We start from the raw sequence: 17,467 nt of genomic DNA on the forward strand, positions 1-17,467 counted from the left end.
AGCCGCTGGATATGTTACAATTTTTTTAGGCTAACACCTAAGAAAGAGGGGCTAAGATGAACACGCAAAAGTATGTCGTTGTCGATATTGAAACAACGGGCCATTCCCCTGCAAAAGGTGACCGGATTATTCAACTCGCAATGGTAACGATTGAAAACGGTGCAATTACCGATACATATACAAAATTCATCCATCCGGGACGCACGATTCCATTATTTATACAGGATCTGACGAATATCACTGACGAAGATGTGAAGGATGCTAAAGCTTTTGAGTTTTATGCTGAAACGGTTTTCGAAAAAATGCAGGATGCGATTTTTGTTGCACACAACACCAATTTTGATCTGCCTTTCCTGCAGGCCGAACTAAAACGCAGCGGTTTGCCGAAATGGCATGGCATTACGATGGATACGGTTGAATTAGTGCGATTGATGTACCCGACGGCATTCAGCTATAAGTTGCAGGACATCACTTCAGAGCTGGGGATTCCGCTCGAAAGTGCCCATCGTGCAGATGATGATGCGATGGCGACAGCCTTGTTATTTTTGCGTGCCAAAAATGACTTGGAATCCTTGCCGTACGATACTTTGGCATTTCTACACAAACGTTCTTTCCAATTGAAGTCGGATCTGTCCCGTCTGTTTTTTGAATTGACGCAGAAAAAAAGAAATGCACAGGGAGATGAGTTCGACCGTTTTCAGGGAGTTCCCCTGAAGCCCCGAAAATCATTTTCGGCTGATCCGGAACAGCAAAGTTCATTGCCGCGCGATTGGCGGGAGGGGCTTGAAACAGTCTTTCCGAATTTTGAGAAGCGGCCGAGCCAATATGGCATGATGGCTTCCATTGAAGATGCATTGATGCATAAAAAAGAGCTGGTCATCGAAGCATCGACGGGAATGGGGAAAACGATTGCCTATTTGCTTCCCGCGGTCAACTATGCCCTGGACACAGGCAGGCAAGTCATGATCAGCACCTATACGACACACCTTCAGGATCAGCTGGTCCTGAAAGAAGGCCGGATGGTCGAGCAATTCATTGGAGCGCCTGTGCGCATTTCGTTGATCAAAGGGTTATCGCATTACATCGATTTGGGGCGTTTTGTCGAGTTGCTGCACGGAGATGACGAATCCTATGACGAGACGTTCACCATCATGCAGGTCCTGGTCTGGCTGACAGCCACCGAAACCGGTGACTTAAACGAACTCAATTCATCGAGCGGCGGACAATTTGTACTCGACAAAATACGGCGTTCCCATATACGGAAACTGTCGAAGCAAGAAAAGAAAGCCGACTTTTACGAATTTGCCTTGAATCAGGCGAAGCATGCCCATGTCATCGTCACCAACCATGCGTTTCTGCTCAATCAGCATTTGAGCAAAAAATCAATACTGGCCAGTGTCGATGCCTATATCTGGGATGAAGCCCATCAGGTTGTCCAGGCAGCTGTTTCCCAGCATGAGAAAACCTTTGTCTATACCCAATGGAAATACATTTTCGGCCAGCTCGGCAGTTTTGATGATCAGCAATTATTCCGTGCTTTATACGATGCGGCCAACCGGACCGGCTTTTCGACTGTGCCGGAATTGCTCAAGCTGGAATCGCTGTTTTTAAAATTCACCACGCTGTTCGATGAGGTTTCGAATTTATTGGCTGATGAGTTCGCCGCTAAATTCGCCTCGAGCCGACATAAGAAAAATGCCTCGCTTTTAAGCGAACTGTATCTTGAAGACAGCCGTTTCCTGGAACTGCTGCGCTATTTGAACGAATGGATCGATTTGTCACAGCTCATCCTGCAAAAAGCAGAGCGCCTGACGGAAAAAACCATTCAAGACCAGCTGACGATCGCCGACTGGCGCTATTGGACGGAAGAAATGATGGTTAAAGCCGTTGAATTCAGTGAAATCTTCGTATTCCCTCTGACGGACGAAGTAAGTTGGATTGAAGGGGATATGAGAAGTCTGCCGACCAGCTTATCGCTCTATAAACGGCCCTTTGCAGTGGCTTCATTAGTGGATAAGGTCGTGGCTAATGCACGTCAAGATAAAGCGGTCATTTGGTTGTCCGGCACAATGACTGTACCCGCCAACGAACGTTTTATCGTCAACCAAATCGGCATTCCGCAGCATGTGCCTATCCTGAAATTTGAACCGCCAAAAGATTTTTATCAAGGTGCGCATGTATATATTGTGGAAGACATGCCGGATATCCAGCAAGTTTCCCAGCATGAATACATTGAATCCGTAGCGGATGCCGTCATTCAGACGGTGATTGTGACAGAAGGACGTTGTTTTGTGCTATTTACGTCACAGGATATGCTCCGGAAAACAGTGGATTTGATTCAGGACACAGGTTTGCTCGATGATTATATGCTGTTTGCCCAAGGCATTTCATCCGGCAGCCGTATGAAGTTATTGAAATCGTTCCAGCGCTTCCAGAAATCTGTGTTGTTTGGCACAAACAGTTTTTGGGAAGGGGTCGATGTACCAGGGGATGCACTTCGTGCGGTCGTCGTGGTGCGTTTGCCTTTCACCTCGCCGGATGAACCAATCTTCAAAGCGCGTTCTGAAGTTATTACACGTGAAGGCGTTAATCCATTTTTGCAATATGCACTGCCTGAAGCGGTGCTTCGCCTGCGTCAAGGATTCGGCAGGCTGATCCGTTCCAAAAACGACAAAGGCCTGTTCATCGTGCTGGATCGCCGGATCGAGACGAAATCCTATGGACGGGAATTCATAAGTGCTTTGCCGAAAGTCAAAGTATCGAAAGTGTCTTTAGAAAAGATGGTAACGGATATTGAAGCTTGGTATAATAAGCAGTGATATAACGAAAGGAAGGGCGCATGCATGGAATCCAAAATTGAAGTGATCTCTACAGTAGAGCTTACGTATCAGTCAGATTTATATAAAGTGGTGGACGCCTTGAACCGCACTTTAAAAGACAAGAATTTAATGTTCGGCCTGGCGCTTGACAAAGAAGACTCTGAAAAAGCAATTTTTACAATATATAAAACATAGGTGATGAAATGAAACAATGGATCACATTCATACTCGGTTTTCTGTCTTTTTTGGCCGTTGCCATCATCATCCTGATATTGTTTCTTGGCAATAAACCCTATTCCGAAACCGAAGAGCTGGCAATTGACCGCGCTAAGAGCGAGCAATTGATTGAAGAAGTGGAACGGGCCTATGTCTATACCAATACGGCCGCTTCTGTGACGGTGCTCGGCACTAACGGCAAGGGTGAACTCGTTGCAGTCTTTGTTCCGACAGGGGAAGGCAAGCTGCAGGCAATTCCGTTGGAAGATAAGATAACGGCGCAGCAAGCCAGAGAAATTGCTCTTGCTGAAATGGATGTCAAAGAAATACTGCATACCAGACTTGGGATGGAAAAAGACGGACCGGTCTGGGAGATTGCTTTTCTCAATGAAAAAGACAGCTTGAATTATGTTTATTTATCAGCAGGCGATGGAACCTGGTGGAAACGCATATTGAATTTGTGAAAGGGCGGAAAAAATTTGATCAACTTAGCGAATCGTGTACAAACTTTAACACCTTCAACAACCTTGGCAATCACTGCAAAGGCAAATGAGCTTAAGGCACAAGGAGTCAATATCATCGGCCTCGGTGCCGGGGAACCGGATTACAATACGCCAGAGAACATCTTGGAAGCTGCTTATCAGTCAATGAAAGACGGCAAGACCAAGTATACGCCAGCAGGCGGATTGCCTGCTTTAAAAGAAGCCATCATCAATAAATTACAGCGCGATCAGCAGCTGAGCTATCAGCCGAAAGAAGTTATGGTCGGAATCGGTGCTAAGCATGTACTTTATACATTATTTCAAGTGCTGTTGAATGAAGGTGACGAAGTAATTATTCCGATTCCTTATTGGGTCAGCTATCCTGAACAGGTGAAATTGGCGCAGGGTGTTCCGGTATACATAGAAGCGACAGCCAGCCAGGAATACAAAATTTCTCCTCAGCAATTAAGAGAAGCCATTACTGACCGGACAAAAGCGGTTATCATCAACACGCCTAGCAATCCGACAGGGATGATTTATTCGAAGGAGGAGTTGGAAGCACTGGCGGAAGTTTGCCGTGAATTTGATATCCTCATCGTTTCAGATGAAATCTATGAAAAGCTGATCTACGGAGACGTTGGACATACGTCCATCGCGACTCTTTCAGAAGACGCAAAGAACCGCACGATTCTGATCAACGGCGTTTCGAAATCGCATTCAATGACAGGTTGGCGCATCGGTTATGCAGCCGGAGATGCCAAACTGATCAAAGCGATGACGGATTTGGCGAGCCATTCAACATCCAATCCGACAACAACTTCGCAATATGCGGCAATCGAAGCCTATAATGGGCCACAGGATGCAGTAGAGGAAATGCGCCAGGCATTTGAAAGCCGATTGGAAGCCATATTCCCGAAACTGCAGGCAATTCCAGGCTTCCAAGTGATTCGCCCTCAAGGCGCGTTCTACTTATTGCCGGATGTTTCAGAAGCTGCAGAAAAAACAGGCTTCACATCGGTTGATGATTTTGTTGCGGCTTTATTGACAGAAGCAAATGTGGCGGTGATTCCGGGTTCTGGATTCGGTGCACATTCAACAATTCGTCTGTCCTATGCGACTTCGCTTGAAACGTTGACGGAAGCCGTGGAACGGATCCATCAATTTGTTACATCAAAATGGAAAGACTAAGACAACCTAATTCTTTGGAGGCTATCGCTGGATGAAAAAAATTACTATTGCCGAAATGGCTAAATATAATGGGGAAACAGTTAAGTTAGGGGCTTGGATCGCCAATAAGCGTTCGAGCGGAAAAATTGCATTTTTGCAGCTGCGTGACGGTTCTGGATTTGTGCAAGGTGTTGTCGTAAAAGCTGAAGTGGGAGAGGAATTATTCGCAACAGCTAAGGGATTGACGCAAGAAACATCCCTTTATGTAACAGGGGAAGTAAAAGAGGACGAACGTTCTGCGTTCGGCTATGAGCTTGCTGTTACAGGCATTGAAGTGATTCATGAAGCAAAGGATTTCCCGATTACACCAAAAGAGCATGGTACGGAATTTCTGATGGACAACCGCCATTTATGGCTTCGTTCGCGCAGACAGCATGCCATCATGAAAATCCGCAACGAAATCATTCGTGCGACTTATGAATTCTTCAACGAAAACGGCTTTGTAAAAGTAGATCCACCGATTTTGACGGGTTCATCACCAGAAGGGACATCTGAGTTGTTCGCAACGAAATATTTCGATGAAGATGCTTACCTGTCACAGTCAGGACAGCTTTACATGGAAGCCGCTGCAATGGCACTTGGAAAAGTATTCTCGTTCGGACCTACTTTCCGCGCAGAGAAATCCAAAACTCGCCGCCATTTGATCGAGTTCTGGATGATCGAGCCTGAAATGGCATTTATGGAACACGAAGAAAGCCTGGAAGTGCAGGAGCAATACGTCTCCCACATCGTCCAATCCGTCTTGAAAAACTGCAAATTGGAATTGGAACGTCTTGAAAGAGATGTATCGAAACTTGAAAAAATAAAAGCACCATTCCCGCGCGTTTCTTATGATGATGCCATCAAATGGTTGAACGAAAATGGCTTTGATGATATCAAATGGGGCGAAGATTTCGGGGCTCCACACGAAACGGCTTTGGCAGAAAGCTACGATATGCCGATTTTTATCACCAATTACCCGATTGGCATCAAGCCGTTCTATATGCAGCCGCATCCGGACCGTGATGATGTGGTCTTGTGTGCAGATATGATCGCACCTGAAGGCTACGGCGAAATCATCGGAGGATCAGAACGTATCCACGATTACGACTTAATGAAACAACGCATCCAGGAACATGGACTGGATGAAGAAGCTTATGCATGGTACTTGGACTTGAGCAAATTCGGGGCTGTGCCTCATTCTGGTTTCGGCTTAGGCCTTGAACGGACGGTTGCATGGATCAGCGGCGTTGAACACGTCAGAGAATCGATTCCATTCCCGCGTCTATTGAACAGATTGTATCCTTAAAAATAAATAAATGGAAAGGTGGTTGGGATATGAAACAACCTAATCGGCTGCAAACGTGGATCGAGCAGGGGAATGTTAACATTTCCCAGCTTTTTTTTCAGTTTTATAAAGAACTGAAGATTACAGACGAAGAAGCTATGCTGCTCATACACATTCAGGCATTCCAACAAACTGGGAACCAATTTCCAACGCCTGATGAAATTGGAGCACGTATGATGACTTCGCAAAAAAGCGTAACGACGATGTTGCAAAAGTTGATGCAGCAAGGATATCTAGCAATTGAACAAACGACAGAAAATGATGTGCTGACGGAAATCATTTCTTTGCAGCCTTTATGGGACCGACTGCTGGATTGTGTGTTCAAAGAACAACACGAAGTGAAAGAAAACACCCAGAAGGAATTGGAAGGAGAGATATTCCAATTGTTCGAACAAGAATTCGGACGTTTTCTTTCTCCGATGGAAATCGAAACCATCTCGATGTGGATGGACCAGGATGGCCATACGCCGGAAGTGATTCGGATGGCATTGAAAGAAGCGGTCATTTCACAAAAAATCAGTCTCCGTTATGTAGACCGGATTTTATTCGAATGGAAAAAGAAAAACATCAAAACTTCCACGCAAGTCACCAAACACGCAAGCTCTTTCAGAGAGAAAAATATCCGGATTCAGCCGACAGAAAACGTTGCGAAAAAAGTTCAGTTTTACAATTGGCTGGAAGACCGCAATTAGAAGGTGAAGTAGATGATGTCCAAAAAAGAATGGCTTGCCTGTCTCGAAGAAATGGATCGGATGTTTCCGGATGCCCATTGTGAGTTGGTTCACCGGAACCCGTTCGATTTGCTGATTGCCACCCTGCTGTCTGCGCAATGTACTGATAAGTTGGTGAACAGGGTGACGGCTGACTTATTCCAGAAATACCATACGCCTGAAGATTATGTATCGGTTTCTTTAGAAGAATTGCAGCAGGATATCCGTTCGATCGGCCTGTTCCGGAACAAAGCCAAAAATATTCAGGCGCTGAGCCGAATCCTGATCGATGAATACGGCAGCATCGTGCCTGCCGATCGCGATCTTTTGATGACACTTCCCGGAGTTGGACGCAAAACAGCCAATGTGGTTGTTTCCGTGGCTTTTGGCATACCGGCTTTAGCAGTAGATACCCATGTGGAACGTGTGGCCAAACGCCTCGGATTGAACCGTTGGAAAGACAATCCGCTGCAGGTGGAAGAGACGATCATGAAAAAGACGCCAGCGGACGATTGGTCCAAGACACATCACCAAATCATCTTTTTCGGCCGCTACCATTGCAAATCACAGAACCCGGGCTGCCACATCTGTCCGCTGTTTGACCGTTGCCGTGAAGGGCAGAAACGCGAGAAAAAAGGACTTGTCAAACGTGAAATCGTTACAGAAGTTAACTAAAGAACAACTCGATCCGTATTTTCTGGAATGGGACAGAATTTCAGTGGAACTGGCCGTTTTGCATAGGCAGCGCGAGAAACGCGCGAAAATGGTTCTAGAAGTTGGAATCGAGCTATATAAACGATTGTTGTCCCATTGCCGTGAAGCACTTGGAGAGCCGGATTTTGAGCCGTTGAATGGTTCGGAGCGCCTGTCCTTTATAGAAGGTTCTCCGGGTACATATGCTGCCTATCGACAGCTTGCGGAACTGTTCGCTGAATTGAAAAAAACAGTTGCCAGAAAACGCATTGAATTGAAGCGTTCACTTGAATGACAACACAAAACCCCCGAATGCATCTGCATTCGGGGGTTTTGTGTTGTCAGTTATTATTTTCGTCTTCTTGTCCATTGCCATTATCGGCATTTCCGTTGCCATTGTTGCCGTTGCCGTTATTGTTGCTTTCGGCATTGCCATTTCCACTGCTGTTGACAGAAGGCGTTTCGCTTTCCTCTTCTTCAGTTGGATCTGTCGGCTCTTCAATCGGTGCTTCTTCGGCTGGCTCTTCTACAGCCGGTTCTTCTACAGCTGGTTCTTCCTCAGCCGGTTCTTCTTCGGCTGGCTCTTCTACAGCTGGTTCTTCTTCAACTGGCTCTTCTTCAACCGGCTCTTCTTCAACCGGCTCTTCTTCGACCGGTTCTTCTTCAACCGGCTCTTCGGCTGGTTCTTCTTCCGGTTCTTCAGGAGCAGCTGCAACTTCCACTACTGTTGAAGCAGGGTCGCTGCGTTGTGTACTGTTGACTGCTACGACACGGAATGTGTAAGTTTTTCCTTCTTCAAGTCCATTGAATGTGTAGGACTTGCTTGATGAAGTGGTAAGGACCGAGCGTGATCCGTCCACTTCAACGGAGACTTCGAAGGATACGTCATCGTCTCCATGATTCCACGACAATTGGGCTGAGCTTCCACTGACATTTGCGCGCAATCCGCTTGGTGTAGCCAAATCTTCTACAACGTAGCGCTGAGATACGGAATTCGGTTCGGTTCCGCGAGCGAAAAGCTCAGTGCTTCTCATGCTGTAGGGTGTAAACGCACTAGCCAGTTTCAGTGGAACAGATCCTACTTCGACAACTTTCTCGGTAACTGAATCCGGCTGTTCAAAACGGGCCGTTTCAGGAGAAGAAATCTCAGACATTACACTTTTGAATAAACGCTGAGCTAGCAAACGTTCATCCGATGCTGTGTCAATTGGTGTTTTTCGAGTAGGGTAGCCGCTCCAGACGGAAACTGCATAGTCCGTCGTATAACCCGCAAACCAGACATCTGGTGCTGAGCTGGAATCTAGATTATAATCTTGCATTTCTTTGGCTGTATAGTTGGTGGTACCTGTTTTTCCCGCCAGGTCCAATCCGCTGATAGCCGCTTCTTTACCGGTAGCACCGGCGCGGTTGGGATCCATGACATCTCTCAAAATGTCCGTCACCATATAGGCAGTACTGTCTTTCATGGCTTGTACCGGCTCTGGTTCAACGATTTGCTCGGTCGAACCATCACGGAATACAATTTTCTTGATGGTGTGCGGTTTAATGAATTCTCCTTTATTCCCGAATGCTGCAAAAGCACCCGCCATATCGACTGTCGAAAACTCTGCTGATCCTAAAGCTGTTGATTCATAGATATTCTCCATATCGAGTCCAACATTCTTCATGAATTCGCCGGCGTTTTCAGTGCCTACTTCGGCCAGGGTTTTAACAGCCGGGATATTACGTGAACGGTAAAGTGCTTCACGGATCGTCATGCTTCCAAGGAATCGTCCATCTACATTTCGGACTTCCTGGCCATTGTCATCATAGGAGTAAGGTTCATCCACAACGGTTTGCCCAGTAGACCAGTCCAAGTATTCGATAGCTGGGCCATAATCCAGAATAGGTTTGATAATTGATCCTACTTGGCGACTGCCGTCAATTGCATAATTATGGCGTACATCACCTGTATACTCACGAGCCGCTCCGACTGCACTGATTCCGCCTGTTTTCGTGTCTACGACGGTCATAGCCGATTGGACATTATCATCAAAGAACAAATCAGAAGCCATCGCTTCGTTTACTTTAGTTTGGACATATGGTTCCAATGTCGTGTAGATGGTGAGGCCTTCGTCCAGCGAGTAGTCGCCTTCCAATGATTCAAGTTCATCCTCTACCATTTCCATGAATGCAGTGTGTTCGCTGCTGGCCGTTTGAGGCTGGCGCTCACCTTCAGGAACCAGTGAATCGGCAACAGGTGCTGCCTGCGCTTGTTCTTTTTCTTCTGTACTGATTTTTTCGTGCTGATCCATCAGGCTTAAGACGACATTTCGGCGTTCTTCAGCACGTTCTATATTTGTGAACGGGTTATAGCCGTTCGGGCTCTGTGGCATTCCTGCAAGCAATGCAGCTTCAGCAAGCGTCAATTCGCCCAATGGTTTGCCATAGAAATATTCTGAAGCTGTTCCGAAACCGTAAATGTTTCCAGACATCAGGATTTTATTGAAATACATCTCGAAAATTTCTTCTTTTTCATATTCCTGCTCCAACTTAAAGGCCAGATAAGCTTCCTGTGCTTTTCGCTTTAAGGTCTTATCATTGGTCAGGAACGAGTTTTTAATGACCTGCTGGGTGATTGTGCTGGCTCCTTGAGATCCGAAGCCACCAGTGATATTAGCGATGACAGCTCCGCCTAAACGGATGACATCGATGCCGGAGTGTTTGTAAAAACGGTTATCTTCTGTTGCCAGAATGGCATCTTCCATTACTTTCGGGATGTCTTCGTAGTTAACATATTCCCGATTCTCTGCGGTAATATACGGAATTTCCGTTTCGCCATCAGCTGCATAGAAGGTCGGGCTGATCGGGTCGCGCAGAAGTTCCTCATCAATCTCGGGTGCGCTGCTTGCGTAGTAGGCAAACAGGGATGCTCCGAATACCAGTCCCGCAATGCCGATGGCGAAGATCGCCATTAGGATCCGTTTCATCCATAAAACTACTGGGGATTTCTTTTTCTTTTTGTTGTTTGCTTTCTTTTGGCGTTCGATTGCTTTTCGGCGTTCTTCACGCGAAATTTGTTTGTCGCTCAAGATCGGTTCCTCACTTTCATATATATGATGGTGCTTAAAGCTTATTCAGAAGAGGCAAATAGTCGATGCGGGGGAATGCTCCAGGTGTAATTTCAAATGAAGTTTCTTCAATTTCCTGCAAAGTAACCGATTTTCTTCCGCCTGTTATCATCCGGTTCCAAAAAACTTCGAGTTCTGCAAAAGGCATGATGAAATAGCGCTGCCAGGAAGAGAATCGGATGATCATGAACGCCGTTCCATTTTGTTTGACCACTTGAGACATATGATGTATTTGGTGGTCGTGAATGTTCTTCAATGGAAATGAAGTTTTGTTTTCCGTTTCTTTGGCTTCAAAGTCAATATAACGGCCATTCCAGACACCGTTATAGTCAGTTGTGGAAGGAGCTTGAAAATAGGCTTCCCGAATCACAGCTGCGCTTCTGGAAGGGTATTCTACTTTAACAATCTGCAGAGGTACCGGCTTCTTATGAATGACCGCCAATCCCAATTGAAGGTAATAATCATTGGTTTCATTCAGTTCATCCTCTAAAGTTTTGCCGCGGTTGCTGAAGGAAAAATCCTTCTTCTTTTTTTTGGCCGCTTGCTCTTTGGCAGGTTGAGCAGTTGACGGAATGAATTTTTTCCCGTTCGGATAATTTATTGCCATTATGATACACCTCGCTTACTCTATCATATCACAAGCTCTTAGACGACTGATATGCTGAAAGGTTTCAACTTTATGTTCTAATAATAGCGGATTTCATCGGATGCTCCAACCCGAAAGAATGTCTGTTCGATAAAAGTCGTGTCACATTAGTGAATATGATAAACTAATGGCAATGGAGGGGTTGCACAATGACAGTTAGAGAACTCTCTTCCGCATTATACGATGAATGTGGAAAATGCCTGGACCGTTTTTATGAAATGCGTGAAAAAGACACGGTCCCTGACTTTTATAAAGATGTTAAACCATATGCCGATTACTGGCATGGAAAAATAAATGAATGGCAAAAAGAATCGCTGCTATATATCCAGCAGCAGCGTCCGAAGTATGTACACAAGCCGACAATCGACACTGCGGCAGAAGGCATGACGCAGTTTTTTGTTCAAAGCTTTTACAAGGAAACGAGCAAGAAACGCTTTATCCAAACGATTCAAGCGGCTCAATATACATTGCAGACATTCATTTTGGCCATCGATGAAAAGAGTGCTGAAAATGATTAAGCGAAAAAAACTGCCTGAATTGATGAACGAATGGAAAACGGAACCGGATATGATGGAACGGATTGTCCATTGGCATACTAGACAGGAAAAACCGCCTCAATATGCTGATTTTCCACCGGAGATGCATGACAGCCTAAAAGCGGCACTCCGCAAAAAAGGCATTGAACAATTATATACCCACCAGCGCGAAGCGTTCGATCTGGCTACAGCCGGCAAATCTTTTACTGCAGTCACTCCAACAGCGTCAGGCAAGTCCTATTGTTACCATTTGCCTGTATTGCATAAGATTCTGAACGATCCGGGCGCGCGTGCATTGTATTTGTTTCCGACGAAAGCGTTGGCTCAAGATCAGAAAAGTGATTTGCATGATTTAATCGAAAAGACGGAAGAAGAAATTTTATCCTATACGTATGACGGAGATACTTCACCCGCAATCCGGACCAAGGTGCGCAAAGCGGGCCAAATCGTCATGACCAACCCGGATATGCTGCATTCCGCAATCTTGCCGCATCATACAAAATGGGTATCTCTTTTCGAGAACCTTCATTATATAGTGATCGATGAACTGCATACGTATAAAGGCATATTCGGGACACATGTAGCGCATGTTATCCGCAGATTAAAGCGGATCTGTGAATTTTATGGAAGCAACCCGGTCTTTATTTGCACATCAGCCACCATCGCCAACCCGAAAGAGCTAGCGGAAAACCTGACCAATAGTACGCATCAGCTGATTGACCAGAACGGTGCGCCGTCCGGCAAAAAGCATATCGTTTTCTACAATCCGCCGATCATTCATCCGACATTCGGCGTACGCAGAAGCGCGATTCTGGAGGTGCGGGATCTCGCCACTCATCTGATCAAAAATGGCATTCAGACGATCGTTTTTGCCAAGAGCCGCGTACGCGTTGAAATGCTGGTGACGTATCTGCAAGCCATCACCAAAATGAAGCTGCAGGACGACTCGATCAAAGGATACCGCGGGGGTTATTTGCCGACAGAGCGGCGCGCCATCGAAAAAGGGCTTCGCGACGGTTCGATTCAATGCGTCGTATCCACCAATGCCTTGGAGCTCGGGGTCGACATCGGCCAGCTGCAGGCGTGCATCATGACAGGTTATCCCGGCAACATCGCCAGTGCCTGGCAGCAGGCAGGGCGCGCGGGGCGCCGTCAGGATGAATCCCTGGTCATTTACGTGGCACAATCAACTGCACTGGACCAATACATCATTAACCATCCTGAATATTTACTGGACCAATCTCCGGAAGAAGCGCGCATCCATCCGGAAAACATCATCATCCTGATGGACCATTTGAAATGCGCTTCTTTTGAATTGCCGTTCCGCATCGATGATCAGTACGGAGAATTCGAAGTGCAGGAGTTGCTTGAGTACCTGCAGGAAGAAGGCGTGCTAGTCCGGACTTCGGACCGCTGGCATTGGATGAGCGACCGTTTCCCGGCACATGATATTTCCCTTCGCTCCGCTTCGCAGGAAAATGTCGTCATCATCGACCAGTCTGTCCCTGCCGATACACGGGTGATAGGCGAGATGGACCGTTTCAGTGCCATGACACTTTTACATGAAGAAGCCATCTACCTGCACCAAGGTACACAATTCCAAGTGGAAATTTTGGATTGGGAAGAAAAGAAAGCCTATGTCCGTGAAGTCGATGTCGATTATTTCACCGATGCCAATTTGGCCGTAGAGCTCAAGGTGATGAGTGAAGACAAAGACAAGAAAATGAACAAATCGGAAGTATTCTATGGAGACATCGCTGTTCTGGCAATGCCAACAATTTTCAAGAAAATCCGTTTTGATTCGCATGACAATATCGGTTCCGGACCGATTTCGCTTCCGGCGGAAGAGCTGCATACTTCGTCGACGTGGCTGAGCTTCACCAAGCCGGAGGACTTCTCGGAATCGGAATTGTCGGATACGATGACCGGAGCGGCCTATGCCATCGAGTCGTTCATTCCGGTATTTGTCCAATGCGACCGCCGGGATGTCCATGTTGTGCCGCAAGTGAAGTCGCCGCATAATGATATGCCATCCTTTTTCATCCATGATTCCTATCCGGGTGGCATCGGCATCAGTGAACGGATCTACGATTTGTGGATGCCTTTGCTGGATAAGGCACAGCAGCATGTTTCAGAATGCCCATGCCTCGATGGATGTCCGTCATGCATTGGTGCACAGGATGCTGCCATCAGCATGAAAGGCCATGTCATCCGCTTGTTGGATGATCTCCGTAAAGAGGGGTGAAGAAATGTCGTTTGAAAATAAACTTCTCCAGATGAAAGGCATGCTGAAAAAGCAGCCGGCCAAAAAGCAGCAGCCAAAAGCGGTTGAGCGGCCGCTCCATGAAGACAAATGGAATAAAATCGGGCTAGAGCTCGTCGAAAATAAATTCGGTTTTGTATACCGGAAAAAAATTGTTTACCCGCTCGATACCCACCATGGTTCAGTGGTTCTGAATGAACTGGATCCTGTGCTGAAAGCTTGGGAGAATGTGGATTTTGATCATCCTTTTAAACTGAACGAACAAGATCCTTTGGTGTTTTTCGATACGGAAACCACTGGACTCAGCGGAACCGGCGCCTATATTTTTTTAATTGGATTGCTGGTGAAACGCAGTGACCATTTTGAAATGATGCAGTACATTATGCCGGACCCTTCGCATGAAGCAGCGTTTCTGTATGAAACCGGTTTGTGGAAAACCGATGATCCGATTATCTTTTCCTATAACGGCAAAAGCTTCGACTGGCCACAGCTGATGTCCCGTTGGACCATGCACCGGCAGATTCTGCCGAAATTGCCTGTTCCGCGGCAAATCGACTTGTTCCACGGCACCAAACGAATCTGGAAAAATGAATTGGCACGGATGAAGCTGAGCACCATCGAAGAAGAAAAGCTCGGTTTTGTGCGGCAAGGGGATGTGCCGGGTTACTTGATTCCAGCCATTTATCTGGATGCGGTAAAAAGTGGCTTCCCAGAAGGTTTGGCGAAAGTCTTATACCACAATGAACTGGATATCTTATCACTGGTATCGCTGTACGTGCTGTCATCCAATCTGCTGATGGAGGATATGGAGTCGGAAACAAGCGGCGCCTATACGAATATCGGGAAATGGTATGCGGATTTAAAGCAGTTCGATCAAAGTGCTGCGTATCTTGAACACGTCACTCTTGAAAGAGGCGCTTCTTCAGCATTGGCCCGTTATTTGCTCGCCATCCAGAAAAAACGGGCAGGCAATTACGAGGAAGCCGTCAAGTTATTCAAGGAAGCGGCGCCTCATCTGCGCGGCAGCGTCGAAGTGGAAGCATGGATCCATGCGGCTAAACTGTATGAACACCAACTGCGTAACCTGGATCAGGCAATGATTATGGCAGGCTTTGCAAAAGAAGCCAGCGAGCATACGACAGTACGCCCCTCACTGATTTCGGATATCCACAAAAGGATAGCCCGTCTGGAAGAGAAAAAAAGAAAAAATCGCCCGGAACTTGATGAGAACTAAACACGAAAAATACACCTTATGCTATACTTAGCGTAAGGTAGTTTTTTTATGGAAGGACGATTAAAATGGAAAATAAATTCACATCTAAAGATATACTGGAAAAAGATTTTAAAACAGGTATGCGCGGCTATAACCAGGATGAAGTAGATCATTTCCTCGACGAAATCATCCAGGATTACGAAGCATTCTCAAAACGAATCGAACAATTGCAAAATGAAAACAAACGCTTGCGCATGGAATTGGAAGACACGCCAAGAAAACAGGCAACACCGGCTCCGGGCACAACGAATTTTGATATTCTGCGTCGTCTGTCCCATTTGGAGAACCATGTATTCGGCAACAAGCTGGATAATAAGTAAAACCATTGTTTTATTGTGTCAAATGACGTATACTAGTAAAGCCATTTGAAATTCTGGCAATCGCTCCGGCTTTTTAGCTGGAGAGGAAAGTCCATGCTCGCACGGTTCTGAGATGACCGTAGTGATCGCGCTCAGTGAAACAATAAGCTGAGGCAGCTAGCAATAGCTGACGGCGGGTAGAACGCCTAAGTCTTCGGATATGGCCGAAATACCCTGAAGGTGCCACAGTGACGGAGCTGTATAAGAAATTATACAGGTGGAACGAGGTAAACCCCGTGAGCGAGAAACCCAAATTATGGTAGGGGCACTTTTCTGAGGGAAATGAACCGATGAAGAGGCAGACGCAAGTTTGCAGATAGATGGTTGCTGTCCACTAGTACGAGGTTCAAACCGTTTGAGTACGTGGAAACAAAACATGGCTTATAGAATTTCACATGGTCTTAAAATGCTTATCAAAGGCTCTCCTGTCGGGGGAGCTTTTCTTCATATTATGAGACAAACTTTTGAGCAGGACCGGTTAAATGCTGCTAATTTAACTGAATGCTTATGCTGAAATATAAAAAATTCTATAACCGCCTGGCGCGTTTTCTTCATAAGCATTTTTCTGGCGATTGATAAAAATAAACACTGAAATCCGAAATAGTGAACAACTGGAGAGGGAGTCATTATGACAACATTTAAATTGCTCGCAACAGCGGCAATGGGCTTAGAGTCTATTGTAGCCAACGAAGTTAAAGAATTAGGATATGAAACACAGACAGAAAACGGCAAAGTATTTTTTGAAGGAAACGAACGCGATATCGCCAAAACAAATCTGTGGCTGCGGACAGCCGACCGCGTCAAGATCATCGCTGGTGAATTCAACGCTTATACTTTTGATGAATTGTTTGAACAGACAAAAGCTATCGAGTGGGAAAAATTCCTGCCGGTGGATGCTGAATTTCCGGTACAAGGTAAATCGGTCAAATCAACGTTGCACAGTGTGCCAAACTGTCAGTCAATCGTCAAAAAAGCGATTGTCGAGCGTTTGAAAAAAGCGTATCACCGCAATTCATTCTTGGATGAAACAGGACCGCGCTTTAAAATTGAAGTCTCGATCCTGAAAGACAAAGTTCAATTGTCCATCGATACAAGCGGCGCTGGACTGCATAAACGTGGATACCGTCTGGATCAAGGGGAAGCGCCGTTGAAGGAAACCTTGGCTGCAGCTCTGGTGAAGTTATCAAGATGGACGCCGGACCGTCCGTTTGTAGATCCATTCTGTGGTTCCGGTACAATCGCCATTGAAGCGGCGATGATCGGGCAAAACCTTGCACCAGGCTACAACCGCGATTTCGATAGCGAAGAATGGCCTTGGATCGGCCAGGAGATTTGGGATGAAGTCCGCGAAGAAGCGGAAGAGTTGGCGAACTATGACCAACCCCTTAATATTCTGGGCACAGACATCGACCATCGCATGCTGAAAGTCGCGGAAGAGAATGCTCGGGAAGCCGGTTTTGGCGACTTGATCCGCTTCGAACAGCGGCAAGTGAAGGATTTTGTCGCAACGGAAGAAAACGGCGTAGTCGTCGGCAACCCGCCATACGGCGAACGTATCGGTGAAATTGAAATCATTGAAGAAATGATTGCTGACATGGGCCGTGTGTTTGCACAACATCCGACATGGTCCGTGTATATGCTGTCATCTATGGGACGTTTCGAAACCCTATACGGGCAGCCGGCAACCAAAAAACGTAAATTGTTCAACGGGTTTATCCGTACGGATCTTTTCCAATTCTGGGGAGAACGTTCTAAAAAATAAATGAGACGAAACGGAAGGGCAGCGGCTCTTCCGTTTCTCTGTGA

General features: G+C 46.2%; 15 protein-coding genes and 1 other RNA gene. 14 read left to right on the forward strand and 2 right to left on the reverse strand.

Annotated features, from left to right (window positions below; genetic code table 11):
- Nucleotides 1–56: 56 nt before the first annotated feature.
- Genes dinG through QMA01_RS03305 form a run of 8 tightly spaced genes read left to right on the forward strand, consistent with a single transcriptional unit; the run spans nt 57 to nt 7,769 of the window.
- The gene (gene dinG / locus QMA01_RS03270) at nt 57–2,819 is read left to right on the forward strand and encodes an ATP-dependent DNA helicase DinG (RefSeq protein WP_290214267.1); all 2,763 of its coding nucleotides are present in this window, start codon (nt 57–59) and stop codon (nt 2,817–2,819) included.
- A 24-nt stretch (nt 2,820–2,843) separates the two neighbouring features.
- A complete protein-coding gene (locus QMA01_RS03275) occupies nt 2,844–3,014 on the forward strand; it encodes a YpmA family protein (protein WP_191714259.1) in 171 nt (56 codons plus the stop codon).
- 8 nt (nt 3,015–3,022) lie between these two features.
- The gene (locus QMA01_RS03280) at nt 3,023–3,499 is read left to right on the forward strand and encodes a cell wall elongation regulator TseB-like domain-containing protein (RefSeq protein ID WP_290214268.1); all 477 of its coding nucleotides are present in this window, start codon (nt 3,023–3,025) and stop codon (nt 3,497–3,499) included.
- A gap of 15 nt (nt 3,500–3,514) precedes the next feature.
- Entirely contained in the window at nt 3,515–4,705 is a 1,191-nt protein-coding gene (locus QMA01_RS03285; protein ID WP_290214269.1) for a pyridoxal phosphate-dependent aminotransferase, read from the forward strand.
- A 31-nt stretch (nt 4,706–4,736) separates the two neighbouring features.
- On the forward strand, nt 4,737–6,032 hold the full coding sequence (asnS, locus tag QMA01_RS03290) for an asparagine--tRNA ligase (RefSeq protein ID WP_191714261.1): 1,296 nt from the start codon (nt 4,737–4,739) through the stop codon (nt 6,030–6,032).
- A gap of 29 nt (nt 6,033–6,061) precedes the next feature.
- On the forward strand, nt 6,062–6,763 hold the full coding sequence (locus QMA01_RS03295; RefSeq protein ID WP_191714262.1) for a DnaD domain-containing protein: 702 nt from the start codon (nt 6,062–6,064) through the stop codon (nt 6,761–6,763).
- Nucleotides 6,764–6,775: 12 nt separating this feature from the next.
- A complete protein-coding gene (nth, locus tag QMA01_RS03300; RefSeq protein WP_191714263.1) occupies nt 6,776–7,456 on the forward strand; it encodes an endonuclease III in 681 nt (226 codons plus the stop codon).
- A complete protein-coding gene (locus tag QMA01_RS03305) occupies nt 7,431–7,769 on the forward strand; it encodes a YpoC family protein (RefSeq protein ID WP_290214270.1) in 339 nt (112 codons plus the stop codon). Before nth ends, QMA01_RS03305 begins: the two co-directional genes overlap by 26 nt.
- Before the next feature lie 46 nt (nt 7,770–7,815).
- Here QMA01_RS03305 and QMA01_RS03310 read toward each other — a convergent pair whose 3' ends face one another.
- Together QMA01_RS03310 and recU are read right to left on the reverse strand one after the other, a co-directional pair.
- On the reverse strand, nt 7,816–10,545 hold the full coding sequence (locus tag QMA01_RS03310; RefSeq protein ID WP_290214271.1) for a penicillin-binding protein 1A: 2,730 nt from the start codon (nt 10,543–10,545) through the stop codon (nt 7,816–7,818).
- Nucleotides 10,546–10,579: 34 nt separating this feature from the next.
- Nucleotides 10,580–11,191: a Holliday junction resolvase RecU gene (recU, locus tag QMA01_RS03315; RefSeq protein ID WP_191714266.1), complete on the reverse strand. Its 612-nt coding sequence runs from the start codon at nt 11,189–11,191 to the stop codon at nt 10,580–10,582.
- A 188-nt stretch (nt 11,192–11,379) separates the two neighbouring features.
- Between recU and QMA01_RS03320 the strand changes: the two genes are divergently transcribed.
- From QMA01_RS03320 to QMA01_RS03345, 6 genes are all read left to right on the forward strand, one after another.
- Nucleotides 11,380–11,748: a YppE family protein gene (locus QMA01_RS03320; protein WP_290214272.1), complete on the forward strand. Its 369-nt coding sequence runs from the start codon at nt 11,380–11,382 to the stop codon at nt 11,746–11,748.
- Entirely contained in the window at nt 11,741–14,011 is a 2,271-nt protein-coding gene (locus QMA01_RS03325) for a DEAD/DEAH box helicase (protein ID WP_290214273.1), read from the forward strand. The genes QMA01_RS03320 and QMA01_RS03325 overlap by 8 nt, the downstream gene beginning before the upstream one ends.
- Nucleotides 14,012–14,015: 4 nt before the next feature.
- The gene (locus tag QMA01_RS03330; RefSeq protein ID WP_290214274.1) at nt 14,016–15,263 is read left to right on the forward strand and encodes a ribonuclease H-like domain-containing protein; all 1,248 of its coding nucleotides are present in this window, start codon (nt 14,016–14,018) and stop codon (nt 15,261–15,263) included.
- 65 nt (nt 15,264–15,328) lie between these two features.
- On the forward strand, nt 15,329–15,622 hold the full coding sequence (gene gpsB, locus QMA01_RS03335; RefSeq protein ID WP_191714269.1) for a cell division regulator GpsB: 294 nt from the start codon (nt 15,329–15,331) through the stop codon (nt 15,620–15,622).
- 48 nt (nt 15,623–15,670) lie between these two features.
- An RNA gene (gene rnpB / locus QMA01_RS03340) (RNase P RNA component class B) lies at nt 15,671–16,050 on the forward strand.
- Between the two features lie 239 nt (nt 16,051–16,289).
- The gene (locus QMA01_RS03345; protein WP_290214275.1) at nt 16,290–17,423 is read left to right on the forward strand and encodes a THUMP domain-containing class I SAM-dependent RNA methyltransferase; all 1,134 of its coding nucleotides are present in this window, start codon (nt 16,290–16,292) and stop codon (nt 17,421–17,423) included.
- Nucleotides 17,424–17,467 lie beyond the last annotated feature (44 nt).

The organism is Planococcus notacanthi, assembly GCF_030407825.1.
GTDB classification, from domain to species: Bacteria; Bacillota; Bacilli; order Bacillales_A; family Planococcaceae; genus Planococcus; species Planococcus notacanthi.